Source organism: Canibacter oris (assembly GCF_014197205.1).
Lineage (GTDB): Bacteria > Actinomycetota > Actinomycetes > Actinomycetales > Microbacteriaceae > Canibacter > Canibacter oris.
The window spans coordinates 86745-111289 of record NZ_JACIFD010000007.1 but is presented as its reverse complement, the minus strand read 5'-3'; the positions used below and the strand labels follow the sequence as shown (position 1 = coordinate 111289).

Sequence of the window (24545 nt, the reverse complement as noted above, 5' to 3'; positions counted from 1 at the left end):
CGTTCATCTGCGGATCGTGCCTGTAGATCGTCGACAGTATCAGCCGCAGGTCGAGTTTGCACCGACCCTCGTCGTCGACATGCATCCTCATTCCTGCCGCTGTGAACCTCACCGCTGGCGGCAGCGCTGCGAGCCGCTTTTCTGTGAAGTCGATACTCGGCAGCGACCTCTGCCGCCTCTGCTGCATGGCTGTCAACTCCTTGCATGTAAAGATTAAAAGCTAAATTAAACTCCTCCACCGAGGAAACCTTGAAGCACTCAGTGAAGCCGCGGCCAAGCGGTAACAGCTGCTGCGCCAGCTCGTCATTCTCACTATTGAACGCGGGCGGAAACACTTGCCGCAACAGGGCAAGCGCTGCCTGTTCCTGTTTCGCAATAGTGTTGCGGTCCAAGAAAATCAGTTCCGCGCCGCGCGCCACCAACGACCGCCACCGTGAATTTTTGTAGGCGCGGCCAACCTTAATAATGCCGTGCTCCTCGAAATACACCATGTAGGTCATTGCGACCGCTGGCATGGTGCCGCCTACTTTTTCACGCGCAGGCGTGGCCACCGGCGCCACTGGTGCCAGGTTTTGCAACGGCACCGTTGCAGCCATAGCGGGTGGAGTGGCGGCGGGCGGCTGTGGATCTACCACCAGGCGCGACCGCATCTGCTCCGACGGTTGCGCAGGCTGCTGCCATGGCGAGACAGCCGGCACTACTGGTGCAGCTGGTGCACCCCATTCTGCCGGCACGACTGGTCCGGTCTCTGTCGGCTCGATGTAGTAGCCGTCGTCGTCAATCTCGCCCGCGGCAAGCAGCTGCGCCTTAAGCCCCGCCTTATAATCTGCACTGGCGAATGGCGAATCAAGAATCGGGTGACGCCGCCGCGCCGGCTCCGGCTTACGCGCCGCCAAAATAGGTGCACAAACCTTCCACGCCGGCATTTCCACCAAGTCATAGTAAGCCTGGCGCGCGTGTTCTGGTACGGGGCGTGGCCACACACCCCGCTTGGTTTCCACACCATGGTCACGTGCAAAAAGCCAGCGGGCAGTTAGCTCTTTCTGACAAATCTCAATCTCCCAGGCGTCATACGTGCCTATCTTCCATTCCGGTAGACCTGGATAGTCAAACAGCAGCGGCGGCTCGTTGTTCATGTTCTTGTAAAGGTGGGCGGATTCCCAGCCCATGAGAGGAATCTCACTGTTTTGCACGGCTACCTCCTAGCTTTGACTCGTCTGCTTTTGCTGCAGCTTGCCAAGCACACCGTAAAAATGCGCACCGGCAGCCGTTTACCTGCTGCACGGGCGTGTCAAGGAACGACTGCAAGCCGCGATAACGGTTTATCTCATTTGCAGCGATCACCGCGACCGCAGCAATGTCACAAGCGTCCACAACGCGCTGCACCGCCGCAGCGTCGTATGCTTCGACAGCCGCCGCTAGCAGCTCTAAATCTCGAACCGCGCGCCGCTGCTCAGGATTGCTCATGTCGACCTGCATAACCTGCATGGCTAAAGACCTAACAGTACGTGGTTATCGGACCGGACAAAACGGCTACGTAACGCGTTCTCATGTTGTTCGAGCTCGCGCTGCAGCTCAGTAAGACCCACTGACGCGCGAATCAGCGCAGGTATTTTTGAACTAAGCATGAACCGCGCCCAATTATCAGCAGTAGTGCGGCACACATGCAGAAACGCTTCAGCTGCGCTTTTCACATCCGCGCCGGCGTAAACGCCAATAACGCCAGCCGCAGTCGCGTAACTCCAAAAGGTCTCTATCGTGCCATCAGCGCGGTGCCTGTAATAGTCGGCAGGATAATCTTCGAGAGCCGCAGCAGGTAAGCTCAGCGCGGCGGTGAGGTCTTCGACGCTGTAGGAGACAACGGTGCGGCTGTAGCCCACACGTACACGGCGCGCGGCGGCGCCGAAAAACACAGGCAAAACATGATGCACGTCATCATACGCGTATGGCAGCAGCTCAGCTCCTACTGGTGCCGGCTGCAGCGGCTGCGGCTGCGGATCCACGGGCGCAGCGAAAACATCAAACACAGGCGAAGTGAAAGTGCTCATACCAGCACCGCCTGCCGTTCACGCAACGCCAGCTCGCGCTCGATACGCTGCAAGCTAGCAGCAACGGTGTCTAGCTCTGCGCGAATCTGCGACAGCATACGCTTAGAAGCAGAATACTTCACCGTGTCACGCTCAATGCGGCGTAGATCCGTATAGCGTTCCTGCAGCTCCTGCAGTTCAGCAGATAGCGCTTCGTTATCGTATTCTTGAAGAAATTCGTTAAGCTTTTCCATTGTCCAACTCCTGATAGGGACTTTCTTTAAAACCTGCAATAATGATTCGCCGCTCGATCGCGGCGGGCGCGTTCACACACTGATTGTTGCCACCGTTAGCCGTGAACGGGTTAGCGCACCTGCCGCACCGGTGCGGCCGCTGTGGGTCCAACACCGCGCGCGGCACCGGCTCCACCGTTCGGCTGTCACCCGGATTCACCGGCGCGCTCCGGGGCTGGCCGCCGCCCGGTCTCCCGAGGCAGCAACCCAAACCCGACAATCATGAACAAGACCGTGACAACAGTCGCGCCGTTCGGCCGCAGCACGCTATCGAAAGCGTCAAACAGCAGAAACAACATAGCGGCGAGAAACCAGAAGCCAGATTTGCTGACAGCTGTTTTAGCCACGGTAGAGATGTGGGTGGTGCCGGGTAGGGCGGCAGTATTCCTGCCCGGCTCCACCAGTGGCCGGGTAGCAGGCAAAACGCCCCGGCCGTTTCCTCCACCAGTCGTGGCTGCGGTGGAGAAACCCGCAGCAGCTGGTGAAGAAACTTCAGAAACAGTATTAGCTTTCATATTCACTATTCGCTCCCTTCGATAGGCGCAACAGTTGCGACGACAGGAGAATCAAAACCCGAGGTGTAAGGAACAGAGAAACTGTTGACCGCGGCGGCAAATAAAACCCAAGTGGCGATGTTGCTAGCCAGCAAAAACCAGATAACTATATGCTGTGCTATGAGCAGCCGGCGATAACGGGCTGAGGCACGGTCACAATGTTTCACAGTTGCTCCTAATATGTTTAAACTTGCTCTGCACCGGATGCCCGCTGTGGATCAGCGAGGCAGGTGAAGTCGATGCCTGCCACACGAATATCTTCGTCAAAACGGTCTAGATCTTCACAACTCTCCGCGATTTTCATCTCCAGCTTGAGCCGGCGGCTAAGTTCCTCGCGATAGTCATGCTTGGTTTTTTCTAGCGCCACACCGTAATAAGCAGCCGCAAGGTGGATTGATTCACGCCGGCGCCGGCGGTATGTGGCTTCGGCACGGCTACCTGCGAGCACGAGAAAATCAATAAACTCTTGTACTAGTTTTTTCTCTTCCACAGTCAAAGCGTGCTTTTGTAGCAGGTCTACGTAGCCTTGCACAGTGACGTCTAAAAGCTGCAACTGGTCGCTATCAGTGTGCGCTGCTTCCGCTTTACGGTTGCTAATGTCGAAAGCTAAGATTCGCTGGTCTGTAAGGTCGATAGTCATTAGTCGTTTTCCTCCTGAGTTGGGGTTTCGGCGCGCTGCATTTCTGCTTCGGCAGCGGTTTTCAGTGCGAGAGCATGAGAAGAAATCTCTTGCGCAAGGTCGTAAACATCTGACGCGATACGCGCTAGCCGTTCAGGATCTAGCGTATGAAGCTGGGTTGCTTTAAAAGCCATGTGGTTTTGCATACGAACTCCAATCCGAGTGCGCGCTTCCTCAATTAGCACCGCGGGGCCAGCTGTAGCCCGCTGATAGTAGAGGTTGTTGTAGTCAGTCATTGTTCGACTCCTGTCGCTTTGTTTTTTGCATTAGGCGCATCATCCGAGCATGGGTTGCCGTTAAGTTTGCCGCTGCTGTAGTGCGGTAGAACTCAGCCACTGCTGATACCAATTCCGCAGCTAATTTATTCATCGCAAGAATCAGAGCTTCGTAGTTTTCGGGCGGAGTATCAGCTAAGGCTTTGCCAATAAACGTTTCACAGATGTCAAGATGGCTGTGGAATGTTTTGTACGCAAAGCCAAGTTGGTTTCGTGCGGCTTCTAGAGTGTCTAGTTTTTCCGCTTGTGGTTCGCTCACCGTGCACCTCCCATAGGTGCAGTAGTGGCAGCGGGTACGCTGGTTTTGGGGTGCGAAAACATAGGCTTACGCCCTCTCTCGTAATCGGCTTTTCCGAGCCGGTGATTAAAGTGTGACTTTTCGCGGATCCGTTTCCGCGGATACGAAAAAAGCCGGGAGTTGAAAAAACCGTACGAGAATCGGCCCGCCCTTATTTCCGCTTGCGCGGTCTTGTATTCAAAGGCACTCCCGGCATTAAAAGCCGCATTGTCACTTGCTTTGTTGCAGAAATGACAAGCCGCTCTGTCGGGAGCGGAAAGCCGTCTCGTAATGGTGTTTTCAGCACCTACAGGCAGCATAGCATACGCTGCGCGGCGGTTGTCAAGTTTCTGCATCGTAGTTTTCTTTCGGCGAGATAAGTGGGGGATATAGGGGGGGGGGGTAAAACCTAGGCTGCTCGTACCGCGGTCAAAGCGACTGCGGAGGGCTTACGGCTAGCGGTGGTGATATTGGTTGATTTGCGAGTTTCGAGGTAGGTTTCCACATCCGAGCGGTAGTATCGCACCTCGCCTGGTTCTAGCTCGATAAATACCGGGCCTTTGCACACGCCGGACGGCCAGGTGCGCCGCCACCGGTAGAGCGTTGAAATGTCAACGCGGAGCCAGTCTGCTACTTCTTGTGGGAAAAGGAGGTCTTGTTCTGCCATTGTTCTGACCTTTCGTGTGAATCCGCGAGCGCCGCTTCTGCGCTTTCCATGAGTTTCAGGAAAGGTATTCTCAGCGCTTTGGCTAATGCTTTGGCTTCTGCTACTGTGAATTCGCTGCGGTTATTGAGTTTTCGTGAGAGACTGCTGCGGCTGATTTTCAGCTCTGCGGCGAGTGCTGCGGTGCTGATTTTTTTCGCTTGCATTTGTTCTCTGATTTCTTTTTGGAAAGTCATTTTTGCCTGTCTCAATTTAGCGACACTTTTAAGGTATCGTTGCTGTCGCTAAATTGCAACACTTTGTCTTTTTCGGCGTGTCGCATTTTTGCTACACTTTGATTTATGGGTATCAAACCGTTAGCCGCGACTGACCTCGACGCTGCAGTCGCAGACTTAATCAAAGAAAAGCTTGAAGAAAAAGATTTGTCGCTAAGGCAATTTGAGAAGATTTCGGACATTCCTGTATCTAGGTTGTCGCGCTCACTGCGTCTTGAGAGGTCGTTTCAGCTCTCTGAGGTAAGGAAAATAGCTGATGCTCTAGGCATGACTTTTCTAGAATTCATGACGCTTGCAGAAGGGCGAGTATCAGAGGGTGCAGTCGCGAGCGCCGCGGGTGTTCCTGATTCTGGCGCTGGTGACAGTGGCGCTGTGGTGTTCGGTGAGGGTGACGGTCGTATCGCTGACAATAGCGATGATGTTGATGATGTTCTGGCGTTGGTTGAGGAAGCGCGTCGGTCGGGTGTCGGCTTGGCTGCGTTGGAGAGTGATCCGCGATTAGCGGAGAGTGAAGATTTTTTTGATTAGTTTCCGGCCTTTTGCCGGAGCGGTTTCTTCATATAGGAGGTTGTTGTGTCTAATGCTGCTGCAGGTTGGTATCCTGCACCTGTTTACTCGGGTAAGCCGATGTTGGAGTATTGGGACGGTCAGCGGTGGACTGGCGAGCAGAGGGAGGTCCCGGTTTCTGCTCCTTTGGGCTGGTGGGTTCCGTCCGGGTTGAAAAATCGTGTGCGTGAACTGGAGCTATCTGTTGCGCAGATGCAGGATTTGTTGGCGAAGGGAAATGCTGCTGAGCTTGGGAACTCTGCGGTGCGGCTTGAGGAGTTGCAGAAAGAGGTGGCTGATAAAACTGCCGAGCTTGATGCGATTAAGAAAGCCGTTGACTTTGAGCGCGGGGTGCTGTTTTTCGCCGAGGTTGGCGTGAACGATTTTGCGCATCCTGCTCAGGATTCCGCTTCTTTAGCAGCAGAATTAGAAGTTTTGCGGTCTGACTATAAAGAGATGATTCGCAGCAAGAAAGCTATACGGGCGGCTTCGAGTTTCACTTTTAATGGTTCTGCTGCGCAAGGCAAGAAGTTTATTAGTCAGTTGTCTAAGGTTATGCTTCGTGCCTATAACAATGAGGTTGAAAACGCTGTTAAATCGGTTACGCACCGGAATTTGAATACTGTGATTGGCCGCGTTAATCGGTTTAAGGAACAAGTTGCGCAGGCTGGATCTATGATTGATTTAGAAATCACTGAAGAATATCATCGGTTACGAGTCAGAGAAATAGTTTTAGCACATCAGCATAATGTTGCGCTTGCGGAAGAGAAAGCGTTAGAGCGTGAACGGCGCGCTGAGTTGCGAGAGCAGGCCAAGGTAGAAGCTGAGCTGCGTCGAGCGCAAGAAAAGCTTAAGAAAGAGCAAGCGCACTATCAGACGACTTTAGCGGCGCTGCAAGCCAAAGGCGACAGTGAGGGCGCGGCTCGGATGGAAGCAAAGCTAGCTGACGTTCAAAAAGCTCTAGAAGACGTCAACTATCGTTCAGCAAACATTCGAGCAGGCTACGTGTATGTGATATCAAACGAGGGTTCGTTCGGAAAAGGTGTCGTAAAAATTGGTCTAACAAGGCGCTTAGACCCTATGGATCGTGTGCGGGAACTCGGAGACGCCTCTGTGCCTTTCAATTTCAACGTTCATGCATTGTTCTTCGCGGACGATGCTGTAGAAATTGAAGCTAAATTACACAAGCACTTTGAACGACAGCGTATCAACCTGATAAATATCAGGAGAGAGTTCTTCCGGGTAACTCCGGAAGAGGTTCTGCAAGCGCTTAAAGATATCAATGTGGAAATCGTGGAGTTCGCGGTAGATGTAGAAGCCAAAGAATACATCGATAGCGAATACCTGCGAGAACAGCACACGGCCGACGACAGTGACTTCGCAGGCGTGTAATTATGGCCAGAATTTTGATTACAGTTAAAACTTCACCGCAGCCAAGTGGTTCCTACGGTGATACTGTTTGTGTTGCAGGTGTCAGGTTGGATACAGCATCGCCAGAGTGGATTCGCTTATACCCTGTTCCTTTTAATTATTTACCTAAAGCTTTACAATTTAGTAAATATGACATTGTAGAGGTGGAACTGGGGGAGCCTAGTAATGATTTAAGGCCAGAGACGCGAACCCCTGATTTGCAAAAAATGATAAAGATTGAGCACCTGAAAAAGTGGAAGTCAAGGTGGCAGCTGTTACAAAATTTGCAAGAGGATAGTGTATGTGGGCTGATTGCTGGAGCGACGCGAGATGCTAATGCGCAATCTTTGGGGTGGGTTAAACCTCGCGAGGTTGGTATGCGTTTCGCGGTCAACGAGGGGTGGACACAGAAAGAGCTCAAAAAGATGGAACTCAACACCGACAGGGTCACCTTGCCAGGTATGGTAATTGACCGCCCCACTATGGCAAGGATTCTAGAAGCCCCAAGATTTAAAGTTTTCTATACGTTTAAATGCGTTGAAAAGGAATGCCGTGGCCACAAAATGCAAATTTTAGATTGGGAATTGTCCGAACTTCAACGAAGAAGCAAGCACCTTTCAGACGAACAGCTGAAGCAAAATATTCGCGAAAAGTTTTTAGATCAAATGCATAACTCAACTCGCGAGACACGCTTATTTGTGGGAAACATCCATAACCCTGCGATGAGAAGAAGTTTCTGCGTGCTTGGAGTTTTTTATCCTCCAAAGAAAGACATTCAGCAGTATCTTCCAGACCAGAACAGGCTGTTTGACGAACTACTGTAGAAGAGCTTCAATAATCTGTTCTCGGTGACAATGGCAAGTGTCATGTTCAAAGCAGAACAGTGCAATGCGGCGTGTTTTGTCCGCACGCAAAACCCGCAAAGTTTGCAGCTGCTCCTGCGCAGGCTCACTATCAAGATACTGGCGGAACCTATCTCTAGCAGCAAGCGCCACCGGGGTCTTGAGCTCAGCGTATCCAGCACGGTTGGTTTTTTGATTCCCGAGCGCTCGAAAGTGCAGGTATTCTATACCTTCTGCTTGCAAGGCTATGGTTAGGGCCGTTTTGCTGAAACCTTTTTTACGCGATAAAGCGTTCAGGCGCACGTCGATAAGAGTATTAACGTTTTGGCGTTTCAGCTCACTAATGACCTCTGTAGGGGTTTTACCCTCATATCCGATAGACGCAATTGTGTGTTTCTGACGTGTGCGGCTAGCTGCAGTGCGGCAGCGAGAACTGCAAAAACGAGCATGCCGGCGGCCTTTGAACTCTTCACCGCAGCGCAGACATTCATGCATCTGGTTTTCGCGGTGACGGATTTCTCTATGAATCGCCAGCCGCCGCTCTTTTAATACACCAGTCGGGGTTTGTTCATAAACCATATCTAAACTGTAACAGATAATAAGTGTTACATTTTTGTGTTTTGGTCTGGTTTTGCGCCCTCTTTTGTGGTCAGAAAAACGGAAGTTGGGGCAAAATCGGCACTGTAGAAGATTGCAATGGCAGGTATTCGATTGCGTTGAAATGCATTTCTGTTTAGAATCGGTTATTACGTAAATCTGTTCTATTTTTGTGTAGTTATGTCTGGTCAAAGGGGAAGGCGTATGCAGAAACTATTGTTGACAGCTCGTGAACTTGAGCTGCGGGTGACCTTCACTGAGCTAGGCGGCGGCCTGCAGGGGTGTTTCCTGCCTGCACGGCAGCAGATTGTTATCGCTGCCGGTATGGATTTAGCGCGGCAGCGGGAAACTCTGGCACACGAGCTCGGGCACGCACGCTATGGACACGGCTGCAGCAACCCCCGAAACGAGCACCGCGCGTGGCAGCACGCGCTGTCGCTGTTGTTTGGCGACGGCGCAGCATACGCTGAGCTAGAACAGCTAGGCTTCGACAAGTTCCAGATAGCAGAAGAACTAGATGTAACTGTCCGATGTGTTGAGTTGTGGCGAGAAAAACTGCATCGTGAGGGTGCTAGCGCGTACGGCGAGCGCCGCACTGTTTTTGATTGGGGTGTGTGAATCATGGCTAAGGCCTGGGTGGACGATTTGTGGGTTAAAGACGCGGTGGCGACGTTGCCGGACGGTACTAGTACGCGGTTGCAGCCGACAGCGGCGCAGCTTAGACATATTAACAAGTTGCCGGAGCATTTTAGGACAAGCCGCTTTGGTAAAGGTAAGCGGTGGCGGGTAGGCTGGTACGCACCCGATACTGCGGGGGAGGTACGGCAGCGGACAAAAGCGTTTGACACTAAGGCGGCGGCGGAAGAGTTTGCCGCTGAGCTTGAAGATGATATTCGTTCAAGCCGTTACGTGGATCCGCAGCGAGCGCAAACATTGTTTGGTGAGGTCGCGGCGGCGTGGTTGCGGACTAAGACTGATGTTAAAGAATCGTCTTTGTTTTCGTACAGGACGGAGCTTGAGCGGTATGTTTTGCCGAAGTGGGGGCAGCGGCCGATTGGGTCGATTACGCGAGCGCAGGTCGAGGAGTGGGTGCAGGAGCTGTCCGAGGGGCGGGCTCCGCATGTGTTTACGGTGCGGCGAGCATCGCGGCCGTTAAGCGTAAGGACTGTGCATTATCTGGTTTCGGTAGTATTTGCGGGAGTGGTGAATTATGCGGTTTCGCATAAGTATTTACAGGTCTCGCCTTTGGCGGGGGTGAGACTGCCGCGGGAGCAGAAGAGTGAGATTGCGGAGCTGCCTGTGCTGACTGTTGAACAATTAGAGCAGGTTGCAGGGTTTTGCGCAGAGCGAGCAGAAGCTCCACAGTATCGAGTGCTAGTTCAGTTCTTAGGTTATTGTGGATTGCGAATTGGTGAAGCGACGGCGTTGCAGGTGCGAGATTTAGACCTGTCTGCGCGGCGGGCCACGGTGCGGCGAACTTGGACCTTAGACAAAGACGGGCAGAAACGGCTAGGCACTCCGAAAACGGGGCGAGCACGCGAGATACCGGTGCCGGGCTTTCTGACAGCAGAGCTAGAAGCGTTGACAGCAGGTAAGGCGTTGACAGATTTTGTGTTTCAAAATCGACACGGTGAAGCAATAGACGGTCAATCTTTTTCGCTTCAAATTTGGCGAGCTGCAAGAAAACCTTTAGGCCTTGACCATATAACGGTTCATGATTTAAGACACACTGCAGCTTCGCTAGCGATTAAGGCCGGTGCAGACGTGCTTATCGTACAGCGGATGCTCGGACATGCAAACGCTTCGCAGACATTAAACACTTACAGCCATTTATTTCCTGACAAGCTAGACGAAGTGATGGATCGGGTAGAAACGCTCCGTGCAGAAAATAGTGATACAAATAAATGAGTGGCGAGACACCTATCAGCGTGGCAATGTTTACTAAATGTTTACTGGCGCACTCCGCTCAGCGATTTAGAAACAGGTAGTATCATTGGATTTACGCGGGTTTCCGCCGTTTATAAGGAATAAAAATTTTATTTGCTCAGCATGTATAGGATATATAATGTCTATCTGGTTATAGCCGCCGCTAAATATTTGTGTCGTAGCGGTCCTGAACACCTAGAAGTAGCGTAGAATGGGCAGATGTGGCTGCAAAAGGCAGCCTTAGGTAATGTCGCTGAAGCGATGCAATCTGCAGCAATAACGCTGTTCTAGATACGGAGTGAAATGTCACAGAGCAACCCACCAACACGCATGTTGGATTCTGTTACAGGGATGAGCCGCAAAGGGCTCGGTCAAGGCACAATCGGTATTTTTGGTGCGATTGTTGTTGGTTTTTCGGTGTGCGCCCCGGCTTACACCCTGACTGCAGCGGTTGGTCCGGCAGCTAGCGAGGTCGGGCACCAGACCCCGGCAATCTTCCTTATCGGTTTCATCCCGATGCTACTGGTTGCCCTCGGCTACCGCGCCCTGAACGACGCAATGCCTGATTCTGGCACCAGCTTTACCTGGGGCACTCGGGCTTTCGGGCCGTGGGTTGGCTGGATGGCGGGCTGGGGCTTGATCGCTGCAACCGTGCTGGTGCTCTCAAACCTCGCGGGTATCGCAGTGGAGTTCCTCTTCCAGGTAATTGCTGAGGTCACAGGTAACCCAGAGCACGCTGCGCTGGCTGAGAATGTGTGGATCAACATTGCGGTGTGTCTCGGATTCATGTTTGTGGCAACCGTGATTTCTTACCGCGGTATGACTTCAACCAAAATTTTCCAGTACGCCACCGTAATCTTCCAGTTTGCGGCTCTCGTGTGGTTCATTATCGCGATGTTTGTGGGCGCTGCTAATCCTGCCAATACTGAAGCGCTGCGCCCAGAGCTCAGCTGGTTTAATCCGCTTGAGATTGACAGCTTCAGCGCTTTCGCGGCGGGTATCGCGGTTACCATCTTCGTTTATTGGGGCTGGGACACCGTGCTCACCATGGGTGAGGAGACCAAAGAATCAAAGGGGCGGATGTCAACTGCATCAAAGGCTTCTCTGATTCTTGTGGTCATCATTGTGATGCTTTACGTTGCAACCGCAACCGCAACCGTAGCTTTCGCTGGTCTGGGTGACGGTCCTACCGGTCTGTCAAATCCTGACATTCAAGAAAACGTATTTGCGGCGTTGGCGCACCCGGTAATGGGGCCATTCGCAATCGTGCTGTTCATTGCTATCTTGGTAAGCGCGATGGCATCCATCAACTCAACCGCGATTTCGCCAGCCCGGACCCTCTTGGCGATGGCGCACTACGGTGCCGTGCCAGCCGGCCTGAAAGCGATTCACCCACGTTTCAAATCTCCTCACGTGGCGCTACTGGCGAGCTCAATCGTGGCGAGCGTGTTCTATGCTGTGATGCGCTTCATCAGCGAAGATGTGCTGTGGGACACCATCACCTCACTGGGTATCATGGTGTGCTTCTACTACGGGATTACTGCGCTATCTAGTGCCTGGTACTTCCGTACAACCGCTTTCAAACAGGGTGCTGGAGCAGCCTTCAGCAAGGTTATCTTGCCGGGTCTTGGCGGCGTAGTGTTGCTCGTGGTGTTCTTCCAAACCATGTTTGACTCCTTCGACCCAAGCTTCGGCTCGGGCAGTGAGATTGGCGGCGTGGGTCTGGTGTTCATTCTAGGCATGACCGTGATGCTTATTGGTGTTGTTGCGATGATTGTTTACAGCCGCATCAACCCGGCGTTCTTCCGCGGTGAAACACTGCGCAAGGGGGACGACACTCAGACTGTAACAGTGTTCGAGGGCTAAGATTTAGCGTAGAATATTTATCAGCAATGAAATGAGCTACCCCTACAATTTTCGGGGTAGCTCATTTTCTAAATCTATTGGAGCAGGAATGACGGCGAGTATCCCAACCCCATACGAAGACTTACTGCGTGACGTGCTAGAAAACGGCACTCCAAAAGGCGACCGCACTGGTACCGGCACCAGGAGTGTTTTTGGACGCCAACTTCGTTTCGATTTAGCGGAATTTTTCCCGTTGATTACCACTAAGCGGGTGCATTTTAAGTCGGTGGCGATTGAGCTGTTGTGGTTCCTGCGCGGCGAGAGCAACACTAAGTTTCTCACTGATAATGGCGTCACGATTTGGGATGAGTGGGCAGATGTCAACGGTGATTTAGGACCGGTTTACGGGGTGCAGTGGCGTAACTGGCCGACGCCTGACGGATCCACAATTGATCAAATTAGTGAGCTAGTAAAGAATCTGCGCAACGATCCTGACAGTCGCCGCCACATTGTGTCTGCCTGGAATGTCGCGGCGTTGCCTGACATGGCACTCGCACCCTGCCACGCCTTCTTCCAGTTCTATGTCTCCGACGGCAAGCTGTCATGTCAGCTGTATCAACGTTCAGCAGACATGTTCCTCGGTGTCCCCTTTAACATCGCCAGCTACGCACTTTTAACCTTAATGTTGGCACAGCAAGCGGGATTACAGCCAGGAGAGTTTGTGTGGACAGGCGGAGACTGCCACATCTACGATAATCATGTTGAGCAGGTCAAAACTCAGTTGGCGCGGGAGCCATTTGCATACCCGCAACTGCGGTTACAGCCACGCGACTCGATTTTCGATTACGAATACGAAGACTTTGAGCTGATCGGGTACCAGCATCATCCCGGAATCAAGGCGCCGGTGGCGGTGTAATATGCGCGCTTGCGAGGTGGATCAGCTTGCCGCGAAGGCGTCTGCCTTAGTGGCGGCTGCATCCCAGTCGGCAGCACCAGCTTATGGTGTAATTTGGGCGCAGGCGAGCGGGGAAACAACAGGGTGGGATACGTTGCCAGGCGGTGGTGCTATTGGCCGCGATGGCACCATGCCGTGGCACCTCCCGGCAGATTTGCAGTGGTTTAAAAAAGTGACTGCCGGAGCCGCAGTGATTATGGGGCGTCGCACCTGGGAGTCGCTGCCGAAGGCTTTTCGCCCCTTGCCTGGACGTCATAACATTGTGGTCACCGCAACCGCAGCGCAGCTGCGCGGTGGCCCGACGGGATGCCCAGAAACCACCGCTAATTATCGTGGCGCGGTGCTTGCCGCTGATTTGCCGCAGGCGTTTAGTTTTGCAGCTGCTGCTTCTGCCGCGTGGGTAATAGGCGGTGGACAGCTCTACCGTGCGGCGCTGGCTGATGCTGCGGTCGCAGTGGTGACGCAACTGAAGCTGACGGTTTCTGATGCTGACACTTTTGCTCCTGAGCTTGACCCAGCCAGGTGGCAACTGGTGGCAGCGAGCGCGGACTGTGTGCGTGAGACAGGGCCAGAATACAAATTCACGGTGTGGCAACCGCGGCAGGGCAAATGAGATGCGGTGCAACTCACTGCTTGCGATGCAAATCGCAGGTAGTGCTGGGAGTATCACCGCACTCGCAGGGTTTCATCACTAAAAACATTTAATCACCAGCTTGAAGCGGTAGAATTAGATTCAAAATGGTTTAACCGTTACGTCGCAGGCTGCTGTTAGCGTAGAAAAGTAGTGAGCTAGCGCGAGTTTATTATTGCGGCGCGGGAAGACGCTGCGCCGCAGCGAGTTTTTAATATAGATTGGAGTGGTTTTGACTTCAGCCCGCACCCTACCGCCAGCACTCAACCCTGACACGCTGCGGGTTTATCCTCTAGGTGGCCTCGGCGAAGTGGGGCGTAACATGACGGTTTACGAACTCAACGGCAAATTGTTGGTTGTGGACTGCGGTGTGCTGTTTCCGGAGGTTGAGCAGCCGGGTGTTGATTTGATTTTGCCTGATATGACCCTGCTTGACGAACGACTTGATGACATTATTGGGTTGGTGTTGACCCATGGGCACGAGGATCATATCGGCGGTGTGCCTTATCTACTCAAGCGCCGCGAAGATATTCCATTGTATGGCTCGCAGCTGACGCTGGCGTTGGTGGCGGCGAAGTGTAAAGAGCACCGCATTACCCCGCAGTTGCATGTTTATGCCGAGGGTGAAACCGCGCAGGTGGGGGAGTTTGAACTTGAGTTTGTTGCCGTTAACCACTCCATTCCCGATGCCTTGGCGGTGGCTATTAAGACTGTTGCCGGAACGGTTTTAGCAACCGGTGATTTCAAGATGGATCAACTGCCGCTTGATGGTCGAATAACTGATTTGCGAGCTTTTGCGCGCCTTGGGGAAGCCGGTGTTGATTTGTTCATGACCGACAGCACCAACGCGGATGTGCCGGGTTTCACTCCGCTGGAAAAAGAGATTGGCCCGGTTTTGGAGAGTGTTATAGCGGCCACTAAAGGCAAAGTAATTGTGGCTAGCTTCTCCAGCCATGTGCACCGCGTGCAGCAGGTTTTGGAAGCCGCCGCCCATAACGGACGCCAGGTTGTGTTACTGGGACGGTCAATGCTACGCAACATGAAGATTGCGGCGGAACTTGGGTATCTGGACGTTCCTGAGGGGATCTTGATTAGCCAGAAAGAGGCTGAACAAGTGCCAGACGAGTATCTTGTCTACATGTCAACCGGTTCACAGGGTGAGCCGATGGCTGTGCTTAGCCGGATGGCCAAGCGCAGCCATCAAGTGGAGCTCGGCGCGGATGACACAGTGATTCTCGCGTCTAGTTTGATTCCGGGTAACGAGAACGCGGTTTTCCGGGTCATCGATGCGCTTATGCGACTGGGCTGCAAGGTTGTACACAAGGGTAATGCGCGGGTGCACGTGTCGGGACACGCGGCAGCAGGGGAGCTGCTGTACTGCTACAACATTGTGCGGCCGAAGAACGTGATGCCGATCCACGGAGAATATCGTCATTTAGCGGCTAATGCTGCTTTGGCAATTGAGACAGGGGTAGATCCAGAACGCACTCTGATCTGCGAAAACGGTACTGTGGTTGATTTGGCTGATGGCGTTGCCGAGATTGTGGGCCAGTACGAGGTCGAGTCACTTTACGTAGACGGCGCAAGCGTAGGGAAAATCACCGACGATGACTTGCGTGAACGGTTGGTGCTGGGGCGCGAGGGCTTTATCTCGGTGATTACGGTTTACGCTAAAGACACCGGACGCATTATTAACGGCCCGGAAATTCATGCCCGCGGTGTTGCTGAAGACGATCACGTGTTTGACGCGGTGAAACCAAAAATTGCAGCGGCGTTGCAAAGTGCGCTGCTGGAGGGAGAACGAGATCAGCACGCGCTGCAGCAGATTGTCCGCCGCACCATTGGTCGTTGGGTCGGCACTAAGCTGCGTCGGCGTGCGATGATTGTGCCGATTGTGGTGGAGCTGTAATCCGGATGGCATCGCTGGGGCGGGCCACCACGGTTATGGCTGTTGGCACTTTAACAAGCCGGATTCTCGGGTTTGTGAAAGTGATTGTGCTGGCGTACGCTATTGGACAAACTGCTTCTGTTTCAGCGGATGCCTTTGCGGTTGGTGCAATCCTGCCAAACACGCTGTTTGTGATGCTGATGGGCGGCATGCTGAACTCTGTTTTGGTGCCGCAAATTGTGCAGGCTACCAAGAGTCAGGATGGCGGATCCGCATATATTAATAAGCTGCTGACACTCGTGATCACTGCTGCCGCCGCGCTTACAGCATGCACTCTGCTTGCTGCACCGCTGCTCGTCAAATTACACGCGCTGGAGTGGGATGAGCCGCAGTTGCAGCTCGCAACTGCTTTTGCCTACTGGTGTTTGCCGCAGCTTTTGTTTTACGGTATCTATACGGTGATGGGTGAGGTACTCAACGCCCGGAGCGTATTTGGCCCCTACACTTGGGCACCGGTTATTAACAACGTGATTGCAATCGCCGGCATCATGATTTTTATTATGCTGTACGGAGCTGATCCCAACGGTGAACGCGGGGTGCATGACTGGAACGCGGTTGCTATCGCGGTGCTCGGCGGCAGCGCGACGCTCGGAATCGCCACCCAGGCGCTGATTCTGTTTTATTACTGGCGTAAAGCAGGGATTCACTATCGCCCTGATTTTAAATGGCGTGGTGTCGGTTTGGGTGCAGCAGCACGGCTCTCTGCCTGGACACTGGCGATGTTCTTCGTGCTGAACATCATCACCTTTATTACCGGCAACGTGATTGCGGTGGACAGTGGTGACAGTCTTTCAATTAGTGCGGTTAACAACGGCTGGCTGATTATGGTGTTGCCCCACTCGGTTTTCGTGTACTCCATCGCAACCGCCTATTTTACGAGGTTCTCGGAGGCAATTGCGAACTCTGATCAGGGCTCTTTCGCGCGCGATTTTGTGGCCTCACTGAAGCAGTCTGCGCTGATTCTGGTTTTTTTTGCAGCCGCATTCTTTGCACTGGCGCCGCAGCTGAGCCGCATTATTCAGATCAGCGCTGATGCTGACCGTGTGCAGCTTTTTGCGCTGTTGCTGCAGTTCTACATTTTTGCGATGATTTCGCACAGTCTGCTGTTTGTGGTGCAGCGTGGTTTCTATGCTCAAAACGATACCCGCACGGTGTTTTTCCTGACTCTGATCCAGTTCTTTATTGTGGTGCCACTGTCAATCGCGACTATTGTGATGCCAGACGGCACTCGCAGTTTTGCAGTGGTGCTGATTCAGGGGCTGGGCACGGCAGTGCAACTGCTGCTTGCAGTGGTGGTGCTGCAAAAGCGCAGCGGGGTCTTGCGTGGCGGCTCGCTGCTGCCAAGCCTGCTGAAGTTTGCGGTAGCGGGTGTGATCACAGCGGCGGTTGGTTATTTCAGCACCGCTTTACTGTGGCAATACAACAGTGAGCTGCCGCTGTGGCTGGCACTGCTCTCGGCTGCGGTGCTCGGCATTGTGATGCTTGGGCTCTATGCGGCGTTACTGTTTGCGCTGAAGACTCCAGAGATGCAGAGCGTCGCTGCGCTGGTGCGCCGCCGGCTCGGCAGATAAACAGCAGCACATACCGTCCGCTGAAAGCGACAGTTAGTAAACTAAGGTGTAACTTTACGGGCACGCCGAGCCCATATCAGGGTGTTGTGCCCTTGATATTTTAGGCTTATATATTATGTCTCCGTCTACTCGTAAAAATGCGCGCTCCGGGCGCAGCACCGGCACTGCCGGCGCTGTTAAGCGCACCAACACTAAGGTGTTGCCTGAAACCATACCGGCGCAGGAAAACACCGTGGGTGTCCTAGCCAAGAGCTACCTCGCGATGGCACACGGGGTTGGGGCTGCCGCGCGGGTCTTTCGAGTGGAGCCTATCGCGCCGGAGCAGCGCCGTGATGCGCTGCCTTTCACGCTATTCATGCTCGGCCTGTGTGGGGTGCTAATCGAGTGGTTTGCGGTTACCGCTGAGTGGGCTAATAACATCAGCGCCTGGACTTTCGGTGGTCTTTTTGGCCAGCTTGCTTTCGCGCTACCGGCTATTTTGCTGCTTTTTGCGCTGTGGCTTTTTAATAACCCGACCGGGGTGCACGATAACCGTCGGATCGCGATTGGTTTAACGCTGTTGGTCGGCAGCAGCAGCGGAATTTTTCATGCTCTGTCTGGTCGCCCCGCGCCGCAGCAGGGGATGCCTGCTTTGGCAACCGCCGGTGGTCTGTTCGGTTGGGCGCTAGGCGAACCGTTGGCGCTGCTGCACGTTTGGTTTGCAGTTCCTGTTTTGGCGTTCCTGGCGCTGCTCGCACTTTTGATTATCACCAAAACTCCGCCGCATCGCATTGGTGCGCGCATCACGGGCTTTTTCGCTTGGCTCTTCGGAGAGTCACCGCGTGCCGAAAAACCTGAAACCGCAGCCGCGGCTACCGCAGCCGACGACGCAGCAGACACCGGTGGTTTTATGCCGTCGCACACCAGTCAGTTTTATGAAGATCCAACGCCGCAAATTGCGACAGAAACCACTAAACTCTTTGGTCGCCGTAAGAAGAAAAAGCGCGGCACAGTGTTGTTTGATGCGGCGCAGTTGCAGGCAGACAGTGGCAAAATTCCAACCGATCAGCTGCCGTGGTGGCGCCAAGGCGCGAAGCAGCAGACATCAGAGTCGCATCCGTCTGCCGTAAACGGCGCGATTGCCGACCTGCTAGACGGAGGGCATCCTGAGTCTGGTCACGCAGGTGAGGTGCCGTTTGACACGCCGCTTGCGACCGCCGATTTTGCTACGGTGGATCACACCAGCGAGCAGTATCATGCGGGGCCCGATGCTGCCGGTTACGCTACCCCGGCGGAGCGCCCCGATTCCGCAGCGAGCATGGGGCATACAGTAACAGATTTCTCTGGTGCTGCACAAGCTCCCGCGGTGCAAGCACACACCGCAGAGGTTTTGGCTGAACTTGAAGCGGCGGAGCGCGCCCTGCAGCAGACCAGTTCTCATCCCGCGGTGGCAGGCGTAGGCACCGCTGTCGGTATGGCAGCTGCCGGCTCCGAAAAACCTTTCCAGGTCAACCCACCACGGCCAGAGACGCCAGCCATTCAATATCAGCTACCAGCGCAGGAAACTCTTGAACGCGGTGTGGCGGCGAAAGCGCACACCAGCGCCAACGACGAGATTATTGCCGCGATTAACGAGGTGTTCCAACAGTTTAAAGTGTCTGCGCGAGTGGTTGGCTTCAGCCGCGGCCCTACGGTAACCCAGTACGAGGTTGAGGTTGGCCCCGGCGTGAAGGTAGAGCGGGTTACTGCGTTGAGCAAAAACATCGCCTACGCTGTGGCCTCTAATGCGGTGAACATTCTATCGCCGATCCCCGGCAAAAAAGCAATTGGTATTGAAATTCCAAATAAAGACCGCGAGAACGTGGTGCTGGGTGATGTGCTGCGCTCCAGCAAAGCCCAAAACTCGAAGCATCCTTTGACCATCGGTGTTGGTAAAGACGTTGAGGGCGGATTTGTGGTTGCCAACCTCGCAAAAATGCCGCACCTGCTGGTGGCTGGTTCGACCGGCAGCGGTAAGTCTAGCTTCATCAACTCCATGATTGTCAGCCTGTTGATGCGATCCACTCCGCAAGAAGTGCGGATGGTGTTGGTTGATCCGAAGCGCGTGGAGCTCACCAACTACCAGGGTGTGCCGCATTTGATCACGCCAATCATCACCAACCCGAAGAAAGCTGCCGAGGCGTTGCAGTGGGTCGTGAAAGAGATGGACATGCGCTATGACGATCTGCAAAGCTTCGGCTTCCGGCACATTGACGACTTTAACCAGGCGGTCAAAGACGGCACTCTGCAGCTACCACCTGGCAGTGAGCGCAAACTCCGGCCGTACCCTTACCTGTTGTGCGTGGTTGATGAGTTGGCTGACCTGATGCTGGTGGCGCCACGTGACGTCGAAGACTCAATCGTGCGTATCACCCAGTTAGCGCGTGCCGCCGGCATTCACCTGGTACTCGCAACACAGCGACCATCGGTTGACGTGGTGACGGGTCTGATTAAAGCAAACGTGCCGAGCCGTTTAGCGTTCGCGGTGGCTTCTGCAACTGATTCGCGTGTGATTTTGGATCAGACCGGCGCCGAAAAGCTGATTGGTCAGGGCGACGGGCTGTTCTTGCCGATGGGTGCTGGGCACCCGCTGCGGGTGCAGGGTGCGTGGGTGACTGAGAGTGAAATCCGTAAAGTGGTGGAGCATGTGAAGGCACAGGCGAAACCGGAGTACCGTAAAGATGTCGAGCAGGTGCAGCAAAAACGCGAGGTTGACGCTGATATCGGCGACGATCTTGAGGTGCTGCTCGCGGCGGTGGAGCTGGTGGTAAACAGTCAGTTTGGTTCGACCTCTATGCTGCAGCGCAAACTGCGGGTTGGCTTCGCGAAGGCAGGACGCCTCATGGACCTTATGGAGAGCCGCGAGATTGTCGGCCCTTCTGAAGGCTCGAAGGCGCGTGACGTGTTGGTGACCCCGGAGCAGCTGCCGGAGATTCTGGCGATGCTGCGGGGGGAGGATCCGCCCACCCCGGCACCGGCCGCACCGGCAGCTGAGGCGTACCCGGATCCACTGCAAAACGATGCTTCACACTTGCCGGAGGTAGAAGCTCCGAGCGAGGACGCCTGGGAGCTGACCGGGCGTGATGAAAGGTTCTAAAATGGTGCAGCGTGTGTCTAACCTTAACGGGCCGAACATTATTACCGCATCGCGGATTGTGGCGACGCCGCTGGTTTTGTGGCTGATTTTGGCTGATCAGGGGCAACAGGGGCCGCTCAGGATCTGGGGTGCGGTGCTTTTTGTGCTGTTTATGGCGAGCGACTCGCTCGACGGTTATTGGGCGCGTTCGCGCGGGTTGGTGACTGATCTTGGTAAGCTGCTGGATCCAATCGCAGACAAGTTCTTAACGGGCGGTGCTCTGATAGTTTTGGCGGTGCTCGGTGAACTGCCGTGGTGGGTGTGCGCTGTTGTTCTGGTGCGAGAGATTGGTATCACGGTGCATCGCCTGATTGCTGCGAGCTCCAATGTGGTGCTTGCCGCGGCGTGGCTTGGCAAGCTGAAAACCGTGATGCAGTCGATTGCGATTCCGCTCGCGGTTTTGCCGCATCAGGTGTTTACAGGTGCTTTTGGTTGGTGGATCAACGTGATTACGATGTCTGCTGCGGTAATCTTAACGATTGTCAGTGGCATTGACTATCTGCTGTCGCTGCGTCGCTTGCCGCGTTAACAGCAGTTGCTTTTAGCGGTTTTGCGATTTATTTTGAGCCTGCTTGTGGCGGTTCTGTTATCGTGCTTTGTGGTTAGGCTGCCGCAACCGAGTAATGTTAAAGTATGGAAAAGCTGGCCGCAAAAAATTTTGAGTTGGCGCAGCGGGTGATTGCCGCGGCTATTGCTCGTAATGCAAAAATCGCGGTTGCGGAGTCACTGACCGGCGGGCTGCTGGCTGCAACCCTGGTGCAGGTGCCAGGTGCATCCGCGGTGTTTGTTGGCGCAGTTGTAGCCTATGATACGGCGGTGAAGCAGCGTGTGCTGGAAGTTGATGCGCGGCGTTTAGCAGCGACGGGGCCGGTCGATCAGCTTGTTGCGGCGCAGATGGTGTGTGGTTTGGGTGCCGCTCTAGGCGTTAAAGTGACTCATGGGGTGGCTACAACCGGGGTTGCCGGGCCGGATCCTGACCCGCAGACTGGTAAACCTGTGGGTTTGTTTTATGTCGCTGCGGGTGCGCTTAATGCCGCAGATGCAGTAACTGCGAGTGACGCGATCGCGGTTACTGAGCATCAGGTGCGTGGTGACCGGGAGGCTGTGCGGCTCAGCGCGGTTGGTGCGGCGCTAGAGTTACTTTTGCAGCAGCTGCAACACGATTGCGAAATCACGGTGTGATAGCAGCAGTTTTTCAGACTTTCGTACTACAATAAATTTAAACCTGAGTCGAGTTAACTAAAGTTTCTAGTCTCGTTTACATTGGCGCTTTTCTGAAAGGGGAGGTTATGGTGCTTTTGCGTCGCTACATCGGCGGGGTTTTGCGTGAGTATCGCGCAGAGCGTAACCTCACCCTGCACGAGGTTGCAAAACCGGCTCGTGTTTCAAAGGGATATCTCTCTGAGGTTGAGCGCGGTAAAAAAGAGGCTTCGAGTGAAGTCTTGGCTGCTGTTGCGGCGGCCCTTGACGTGCCACTGTCGCAAATCATTCTAGATGTAGGTTTTAAGATGGCAGCAACAGAGGGCATTATTCCTGACAGTGTTCCTGCGGACCTGGTTGATCGCTACGGTAGCGAACTGGTTGAGTTGTGAAACAAAGTGAGTTGCGCCGCGCTCTAGCAGAAGAGTTTGGCGTGGCATATGCCGGAGTGCTGCTGCGAGATCATTGGCTCCCGCAGTTGCAGAAAACTGGCAGTGATGCACTTGCTGCTGGCACTGAGCCGCGGGTTGTGTGGGAGGCTATCTGTGAGGAGTTTCAGGTTCCCGAGGCTCGCCGCCACGGCCGGGGTTTGTTAGATCCGAAACGCTAGGTGTTGCTATTCGGAAATTATTGCGACACGCGAATTAATATCGTATCTCTGTTCGATTATCGATATTGTTGTCACAGAGCGAGATATAGCATACTTATGCACAGCCTGTAGCCTCAAAGCAAAGTTGTCATAGCTGCGTTTTAAGGTGTTTATATCCGTTCATGCCTTGTCGGCGGAAACGTAACGACAGACTGCAGGCGGCAACCTTTGCGCAGTGCGCACCGATCATTTGTAGGAGAGCAAAATGGCTATTGACAAGTCAAAAATCAACTCTTTGGAAACCGCATTAGCGGCAATTGACAAAGAGTACGGCAAGGGCGCCATTATGAAAATGGGCCAGATTCAGCATCAGGATGTTGATGCTATTCCTACTGGCTCAATCGCACTTGATGCAGCGCTTGGTATTGGTGGGCTGCCGCGCGGGCGTATTGTAGAGATTTATGGCCCGGAGTCTTCAGGTAAAACCACTCTGACGCTGCACGCAATCGCTAATGTGCAGGCAGCCGGTGGCATTGCAGCTTTTATTGACGCGGAGCACGCGCTAGATCCGGTATACGCTAAGAAACTGGGCGTAAACATTGACGAGCTGCTGGTGTCGCAACCTGACACTGGTGAGCAAGCGCTGGAAATTGCTGACCTGCTCATTCGCTCGCAGTCAGTTGATTTGATTGTAATTGACTCTGTTGCTGCGCTGGTGCCCGAGGCGGAAATTAAAGGTGAGATGGGTGATTCTCACGTAGGCCTGCAAGCACGTTTGATGTCGCAGGCGCTGCGTAAAATTACTGGTGGTCTAAACAACACCAAAACCACCGCAATTTTTATTAACCAGCTGCGCGAAAAAGTGGGTGTTTTCTTTGGCAGTCCAGAAACCACCGCGGGCGGTAAAGCACTGAAATTCTACGCTTCTGTGCGTCTTGATATTCGTCGTATCGGGGCTCTTAAAGATGGTGAAAACACAGTTGGTAACCGCACCAAGGTTAAGGTTGTAAAAAACAAGATGGCGCCTCCTTTCAAGCAGGTAGAATTCGATATTTTATTCGGCCAGGGCATTTCGCATGAGGGTTCTTTGATTGAGCTTGGTGTTGAAAACAAGGTGATTAAAAAGAGCGGAGCTTGGTACACCTATGAGGGTGATCAGCTGGGGCAGGGCCTTGAAAAGGCACGACGTTTCCTAAGCGAAAACAAAGACATCGCGAAAGAAATAGAAGACAAAATTATGATTGCGTTAGGTGTTAAAACTGACCCTAACGCTGCTGTTGCAGAACCTTGCACAGAAGCTAATAAAGTAGCTGCGTAATGGTGGTGCGCTTTACTGAAGAGACTGCTGGCTCAGACAGCGACAGCGGCGCAATCAGCCTGAATGGTTGGCTGCGTCGCAGAGCTGCTTTATCACATGGCGCTGCTGTTTCAGATACCGGCACAACTGCTGAGGTTGCAAGCACTGCGCGGCAAAATAGCGAGGCTGCCCCTGCTGCTGCCCCGCAAAAATCTGCCTCATCAACCGAGGCTGCCCATGTTGTCGAATCAGTCGCTGCTGAAAGTGAGAAACAACAGCGCCTCGCTGTGTTACGCCGCATGATTTCTGCTGCGCCGGCTTCGAATCGGGCGTCTGCGCAGCCTGCTTCCGAGCGGATGCAGCACAAAACATCGGCAGCGGTGTCGGATGTGGCGCCCGCTAACAGTGCGGTAGCTGCACCTGCTAGCCGCAAACACGCTCAGCGCGCGCTGCAGGCAGTCACCGCAGATAATGCAGCTGATCTACTGGCGACTGACAAGGCGCTGCAAGCGGCTCGTGATATGGCAACTAGACAGCTTGCCCGCAAACAGCTGTCATCAGCTGAGCTTGCCGCGCTGTTGCGTCGCAACGAGGTTGCAGCAGAGATAGTAGAGACGGTAATTGCTGAGTTCACCGCAGCTAGCTATCTTGATGATGCGGCGCTGGCAGAAAGCCTGGTTGAAAAACTCGGGGCGGCTAAAGGCAATAGTCGGCACGCGGTGCGCCGTAAACTAATGCAGCGTAAACTTGGCAGCGCAGTTATAGATAGCGCACTAGCTGCGCTTGACGAGCAGGAGCAGGCAGCTTTGCTGATTGCGGCTGCCGAATCGCGCGCGCTGCAATTGCAAGGGCTTGACTACAGTGTTGCCAAACGTCGACTGCTGAGCTATCTCGCGCGTCGCGGCTGGGGCGGATATGAAGCCGCAGCTGCGGCCGAGGCGGCTTTAGCAGCAGCCGGCATCGGCGGTAAAAGTGTTTATTTCAGCTGAG

At 53.9% G+C, this 24545-nt stretch carries 28 protein-coding genes and 1 pseudogene; 17 read left to right on the top strand and 12 right to left on the bottom strand.

Annotated features, from left to right (window positions below; genetic code table 11):
* The 10 genes and pseudogenes from F5897_RS04540 to F5897_RS04495 form a co-directional block, all read right to left on the bottom strand.
* Positions 1–1193, bottom strand: a pseudogene (locus F5897_RS04540) (hypothetical protein); the annotation flags it as partial.
* On the bottom strand, positions 1180–1488 hold the full coding sequence (locus tag F5897_RS04535; protein ID WP_183304634.1) for a hypothetical protein: 309 nt from the start codon (positions 1486–1488) through the stop codon (positions 1180–1182). The gene F5897_RS04535 and the pseudogene F5897_RS04540, both read right to left, overlap by 14 nt.
* A gap of 2 nt (positions 1489–1490) precedes the next feature.
* The gene (locus F5897_RS04530; RefSeq protein ID WP_183304633.1) at positions 1491–2048 is read right to left on the bottom strand and encodes a hypothetical protein; all 558 of its coding nucleotides are present in this window, start codon (positions 2046–2048) and stop codon (positions 1491–1493) included.
* The gene (locus F5897_RS04525) at positions 2045–2281 is read right to left on the bottom strand and encodes a hypothetical protein (RefSeq protein ID WP_183304632.1); all 237 of its coding nucleotides are present in this window, start codon (positions 2279–2281) and stop codon (positions 2045–2047) included. The genes F5897_RS04530 and F5897_RS04525 overlap by 4 nt, the downstream gene beginning before the upstream one ends.
* A 185-nt stretch (positions 2282–2466) precedes the next feature.
* The gene (locus tag F5897_RS04520; RefSeq protein ID WP_183304631.1) at positions 2467–2835 is read right to left on the bottom strand and encodes a hypothetical protein; all 369 of its coding nucleotides are present in this window, start codon (positions 2833–2835) and stop codon (positions 2467–2469) included.
* Between the two features lie 223 nt (positions 2836–3058).
* Positions 3059–3514, bottom strand: a complete 456-nt coding sequence (locus tag F5897_RS04515; RefSeq protein WP_183304630.1) for a hypothetical protein — start codon at positions 3512–3514, stop codon at positions 3059–3061.
* Complete coding sequence (locus F5897_RS04510; protein WP_183304629.1) at positions 3514–3789, bottom strand: hypothetical protein; 276 nt, start codon at positions 3787–3789, stop codon at positions 3514–3516. Before F5897_RS04510 ends, F5897_RS04515 begins: the two co-directional genes overlap by 1 nt.
* Positions 3782–4087, bottom strand: coding sequence for a hypothetical protein (locus F5897_RS04505; protein ID WP_183304628.1), 306 nt, complete (start codon positions 4085–4087; stop codon positions 3782–3784). Before F5897_RS04505 ends, F5897_RS04510 begins: the two co-directional genes overlap by 8 nt.
* Positions 4088–4514: 427 nt before the next feature.
* On the bottom strand, positions 4515–4772 hold the full coding sequence (locus tag F5897_RS04500; protein WP_183304627.1) for a helix-turn-helix transcriptional regulator: 258 nt from the start codon (positions 4770–4772) through the stop codon (positions 4515–4517).
* Positions 4736–5005: a helix-turn-helix domain-containing protein gene (locus F5897_RS04495; protein ID WP_183304626.1), complete on the bottom strand. Its 270-nt coding sequence runs from the start codon at positions 5003–5005 to the stop codon at positions 4736–4738. Before F5897_RS04495 ends, F5897_RS04500 begins: the two co-directional genes overlap by 37 nt.
* Before the next feature lie 105 nt (positions 5006–5110).
* Here F5897_RS04495 and F5897_RS04490 point away from each other — a divergent pair, with 105 nt between their 5' ends.
* From F5897_RS04490 to F5897_RS04480, 3 genes are read left to right on the top strand one after another with little or no spacing between them, the layout of a single operon-like run.
* Positions 5111–5572: a helix-turn-helix domain-containing protein gene (locus F5897_RS04490; RefSeq protein ID WP_183304625.1), complete on the top strand. Its 462-nt coding sequence runs from the start codon at positions 5111–5113 to the stop codon at positions 5570–5572.
* Between the two features lie 45 nt (positions 5573–5617).
* Positions 5618–6982: an SNIPE associated domain-containing protein gene (locus tag F5897_RS07880; protein ID WP_425485650.1), complete on the top strand. Its 1365-nt coding sequence runs from the start codon at positions 5618–5620 to the stop codon at positions 6980–6982.
* Between the two features lie 2 nt (positions 6983–6984).
* Positions 6985–7824, top strand: a complete 840-nt coding sequence (locus F5897_RS04480) for a hypothetical protein (RefSeq protein WP_183304624.1) — start codon at positions 6985–6987, stop codon at positions 7822–7824.
* On the opposite strand, the gene F5897_RS04475 is transcribed toward F5897_RS04480, so the two are convergent.
* Positions 7816–8421 carry a DUF488 domain-containing protein gene (locus F5897_RS04475; protein WP_183304623.1) on the bottom strand — a complete coding sequence of 202 codons (606 nt, stop codon included), beginning with the start codon at positions 8419–8421 and terminating at the stop codon, positions 7816–7818. The genes F5897_RS04480 and F5897_RS04475 overlap by 9 nt on opposite strands.
* 222 nt (positions 8422–8643) lie before the next feature.
* On the opposite strand from F5897_RS04475, the gene F5897_RS04470 reads away from it, so the two are divergent.
* Together F5897_RS04470 and F5897_RS04465 are read left to right on the top strand one after the other, a co-directional pair.
* Positions 8644–9057: an ImmA/IrrE family metallo-endopeptidase gene (locus tag F5897_RS04470; protein ID WP_183304622.1), complete on the top strand. Its 414-nt coding sequence runs from the start codon at positions 8644–8646 to the stop codon at positions 9055–9057.
* A gap of 3 nt (positions 9058–9060) precedes the next feature.
* Positions 9061–10347, top strand: coding sequence for a tyrosine-type recombinase/integrase (locus F5897_RS04465; protein ID WP_183304621.1), 1287 nt, complete (start codon positions 9061–9063; stop codon positions 10345–10347).
* A gap of 161 nt (positions 10348–10508) precedes the next feature.
* Here the strand turns inward: F5897_RS04465 and F5897_RS08010 are convergent, their stop codons facing one another.
* Positions 10509–10628, bottom strand: a complete 120-nt coding sequence (locus tag F5897_RS08010; protein WP_425485652.1) for a 4Fe-4S binding protein — start codon at positions 10626–10628, stop codon at positions 10509–10511.
* A gap of 40 nt (positions 10629–10668) precedes the next feature.
* On the opposite strand from F5897_RS08010, the gene F5897_RS04460 reads away from it, so the two are divergent.
* The 12 genes from F5897_RS04460 (at position 10669) to F5897_RS04405 (ending at position 24544) form a co-directional block, all read left to right on the top strand.
* The gene (locus tag F5897_RS04460) at positions 10669–12231 is read left to right on the top strand and encodes an APC family permease (RefSeq protein WP_233574305.1); all 1563 of its coding nucleotides are present in this window, start codon (positions 10669–10671) and stop codon (positions 12229–12231) included.
* A gap of 88 nt (positions 12232–12319) precedes the next feature.
* A complete protein-coding gene (locus tag F5897_RS04455) occupies positions 12320–13126 on the top strand; it encodes a thymidylate synthase (protein WP_124824180.1) in 807 nt (268 codons plus the stop codon).
* A 1-nt stretch (position 13127) separates the two neighbouring features.
* Positions 13128–13778, top strand: coding sequence for a dihydrofolate reductase (locus F5897_RS04450; protein ID WP_183304620.1), 651 nt, complete (start codon positions 13128–13130; stop codon positions 13776–13778).
* A 250-nt stretch (positions 13779–14028) separates the two neighbouring features.
* Positions 14029–15705 carry a ribonuclease J gene (locus F5897_RS04445; RefSeq protein WP_124824178.1) on the top strand — a complete coding sequence of 559 codons (1677 nt, stop codon included), beginning with the start codon at positions 14029–14031 and terminating at the stop codon, positions 15703–15705.
* 35 nt (positions 15706–15740) lie between these two features.
* Positions 15741–17315, top strand: a complete 1575-nt coding sequence (murJ, locus tag F5897_RS04440; RefSeq protein WP_246332238.1) for a murein biosynthesis integral membrane protein MurJ — start codon at positions 15741–15743, stop codon at positions 17313–17315.
* A gap of 115 nt (positions 17316–17430) precedes the next feature.
* A complete protein-coding gene (locus tag F5897_RS04435) occupies positions 17431–20430 on the top strand; it encodes an FtsK/SpoIIIE family DNA translocase (RefSeq protein WP_183304619.1) in 3000 nt (999 codons plus the stop codon).
* A gap of 1 nt (position 20431) precedes the next feature.
* On the top strand, positions 20432–20998 hold the full coding sequence (gene pgsA / locus F5897_RS04430; protein ID WP_183304618.1) for a CDP-diacylglycerol--glycerol-3-phosphate 3-phosphatidyltransferase: 567 nt from the start codon (positions 20432–20434) through the stop codon (positions 20996–20998).
* A gap of 104 nt (positions 20999–21102) precedes the next feature.
* Positions 21103–21651 (top strand): CinA family protein, encoded by a 549-nt coding sequence (locus F5897_RS04425; protein WP_124824175.1) that lies wholly within the window; start codon positions 21103–21105, stop codon positions 21649–21651.
* A gap of 107 nt (positions 21652–21758) precedes the next feature.
* Positions 21759–22061 carry a helix-turn-helix domain-containing protein gene (locus F5897_RS04420; protein WP_124824174.1) on the top strand — a complete coding sequence of 101 codons (303 nt, stop codon included), beginning with the start codon at positions 21759–21761 and terminating at the stop codon, positions 22059–22061.
* Entirely contained in the window at positions 22058–22279 is a 222-nt protein-coding gene (locus F5897_RS04415) for a DUF3046 domain-containing protein (RefSeq protein ID WP_124824173.1), read from the top strand. The genes F5897_RS04420 and F5897_RS04415 overlap by 4 nt, the downstream gene beginning before the upstream one ends.
* Before the next feature lie 244 nt (positions 22280–22523).
* Positions 22524–23576, top strand: coding sequence for a recombinase RecA (gene recA / locus F5897_RS04410; RefSeq protein ID WP_183304617.1), 1053 nt, complete (start codon positions 22524–22526; stop codon positions 23574–23576).
* Positions 23576–24544: a RecX family transcriptional regulator gene (locus F5897_RS04405; protein WP_183304616.1), complete on the top strand. Its 969-nt coding sequence runs from the start codon at positions 23576–23578 to the stop codon at positions 24542–24544. The genes recA and F5897_RS04405 overlap by 1 nt, the downstream gene beginning before the upstream one ends.
* The last annotated feature ends 1 nt before the right edge of the window (position 24545 follow it).

Coding starts and splice junctions, on each gene's coding strand:
- F5897_RS04535 (WP_183304634.1), bottom strand. CDS start 1,488: ATGCAGGTTATGCAGGTCGACATGAGCAATCCTGAGCAGCGGCGCGCG.
- F5897_RS04530 (WP_183304633.1), bottom strand. CDS start 2,048: ATGAGCACTTTCACTTCGCCTGTGTTTGATGTTTTCGCTGCGCCCGTG.
- F5897_RS04525 (WP_183304632.1), bottom strand. CDS start 2,281: ATGGAAAAGCTTAACGAATTTCTTCAAGAATACGATAACGAAGCGCTA.
- F5897_RS04520 (WP_183304631.1), bottom strand. CDS start 2,835: ATGAAAGCTAATACTGTTTCTGAAGTTTCTTCACCAGCTGCTGCGGGT.
- F5897_RS04515 (WP_183304630.1), bottom strand. CDS start 3,514: ATGACTATCGACCTTACAGACCAGCGAATCTTAGCTTTCGACATTAGC.
- F5897_RS04510 (WP_183304629.1), bottom strand. CDS start 3,789: ATGACTGACTACAACAACCTCTACTATCAGCGGGCTACAGCTGGCCCC.
- F5897_RS04500 (WP_183304627.1), bottom strand. CDS start 4,772: ATGGCAGAACAAGACCTCCTTTTCCCACAAGAAGTAGCAGACTGGCTC.
- F5897_RS04495 (WP_183304626.1), bottom strand. CDS start 5,005: ATGACTTTCCAAAAAGAAATCAGAGAACAAATGCAAGCGAAAAAAATC.
- F5897_RS04490 (WP_183304625.1), top strand. CDS start 5,111: ATGGGTATCAAACCGTTAGCCGCGACTGACCTCGACGCTGCAGTCGCA.
- F5897_RS04480 (WP_183304624.1), top strand. CDS start 6,985: ATGGCCAGAATTTTGATTACAGTTAAAACTTCACCGCAGCCAAGTGGT.
- F5897_RS04475 (WP_183304623.1), bottom strand. CDS start 8,421: ATGGTTTATGAACAAACCCCGACTGGTGTATTAAAAGAGCGGCGGCTG.
- F5897_RS04470 (WP_183304622.1), top strand. CDS start 8,644: ATGCAGAAACTATTGTTGACAGCTCGTGAACTTGAGCTGCGGGTGACC.
- F5897_RS04465 (WP_183304621.1), top strand. CDS start 9,061: ATGGCTAAGGCCTGGGTGGACGATTTGTGGGTTAAAGACGCGGTGGCG.
- F5897_RS04460 (WP_233574305.1), top strand. CDS start 10,669: ATGTCACAGAGCAACCCACCAACACGCATGTTGGATTCTGTTACAGGG.
- F5897_RS04455 (WP_124824180.1), top strand. CDS start 12,320: ATGACGGCGAGTATCCCAACCCCATACGAAGACTTACTGCGTGACGTG.
- F5897_RS04450 (WP_183304620.1), top strand. CDS start 13,128: ATGCGCGCTTGCGAGGTGGATCAGCTTGCCGCGAAGGCGTCTGCCTTA.
- murJ (WP_246332238.1), top strand. CDS start 15,741: ATGGCTGTTGGCACTTTAACAAGCCGGATTCTCGGGTTTGTGAAAGTG.
- F5897_RS04435 (WP_183304619.1), top strand. CDS start 17,431: ATGTCTCCGTCTACTCGTAAAAATGCGCGCTCCGGGCGCAGCACCGGC.
- pgsA (WP_183304618.1), top strand. CDS start 20,432: ATGGTGCAGCGTGTGTCTAACCTTAACGGGCCGAACATTATTACCGCA.
- F5897_RS04425 (WP_124824175.1), top strand. CDS start 21,103: ATGGAAAAGCTGGCCGCAAAAAATTTTGAGTTGGCGCAGCGGGTGATT.
- F5897_RS04420 (WP_124824174.1), top strand. CDS start 21,759: ATGGTGCTTTTGCGTCGCTACATCGGCGGGGTTTTGCGTGAGTATCGC.
- recA (WP_183304617.1), top strand. CDS start 22,524: ATGGCTATTGACAAGTCAAAAATCAACTCTTTGGAAACCGCATTAGCG.
- F5897_RS04405 (WP_183304616.1), top strand. CDS start 23,576: ATGGTGGTGCGCTTTACTGAAGAGACTGCTGGCTCAGACAGCGACAGC.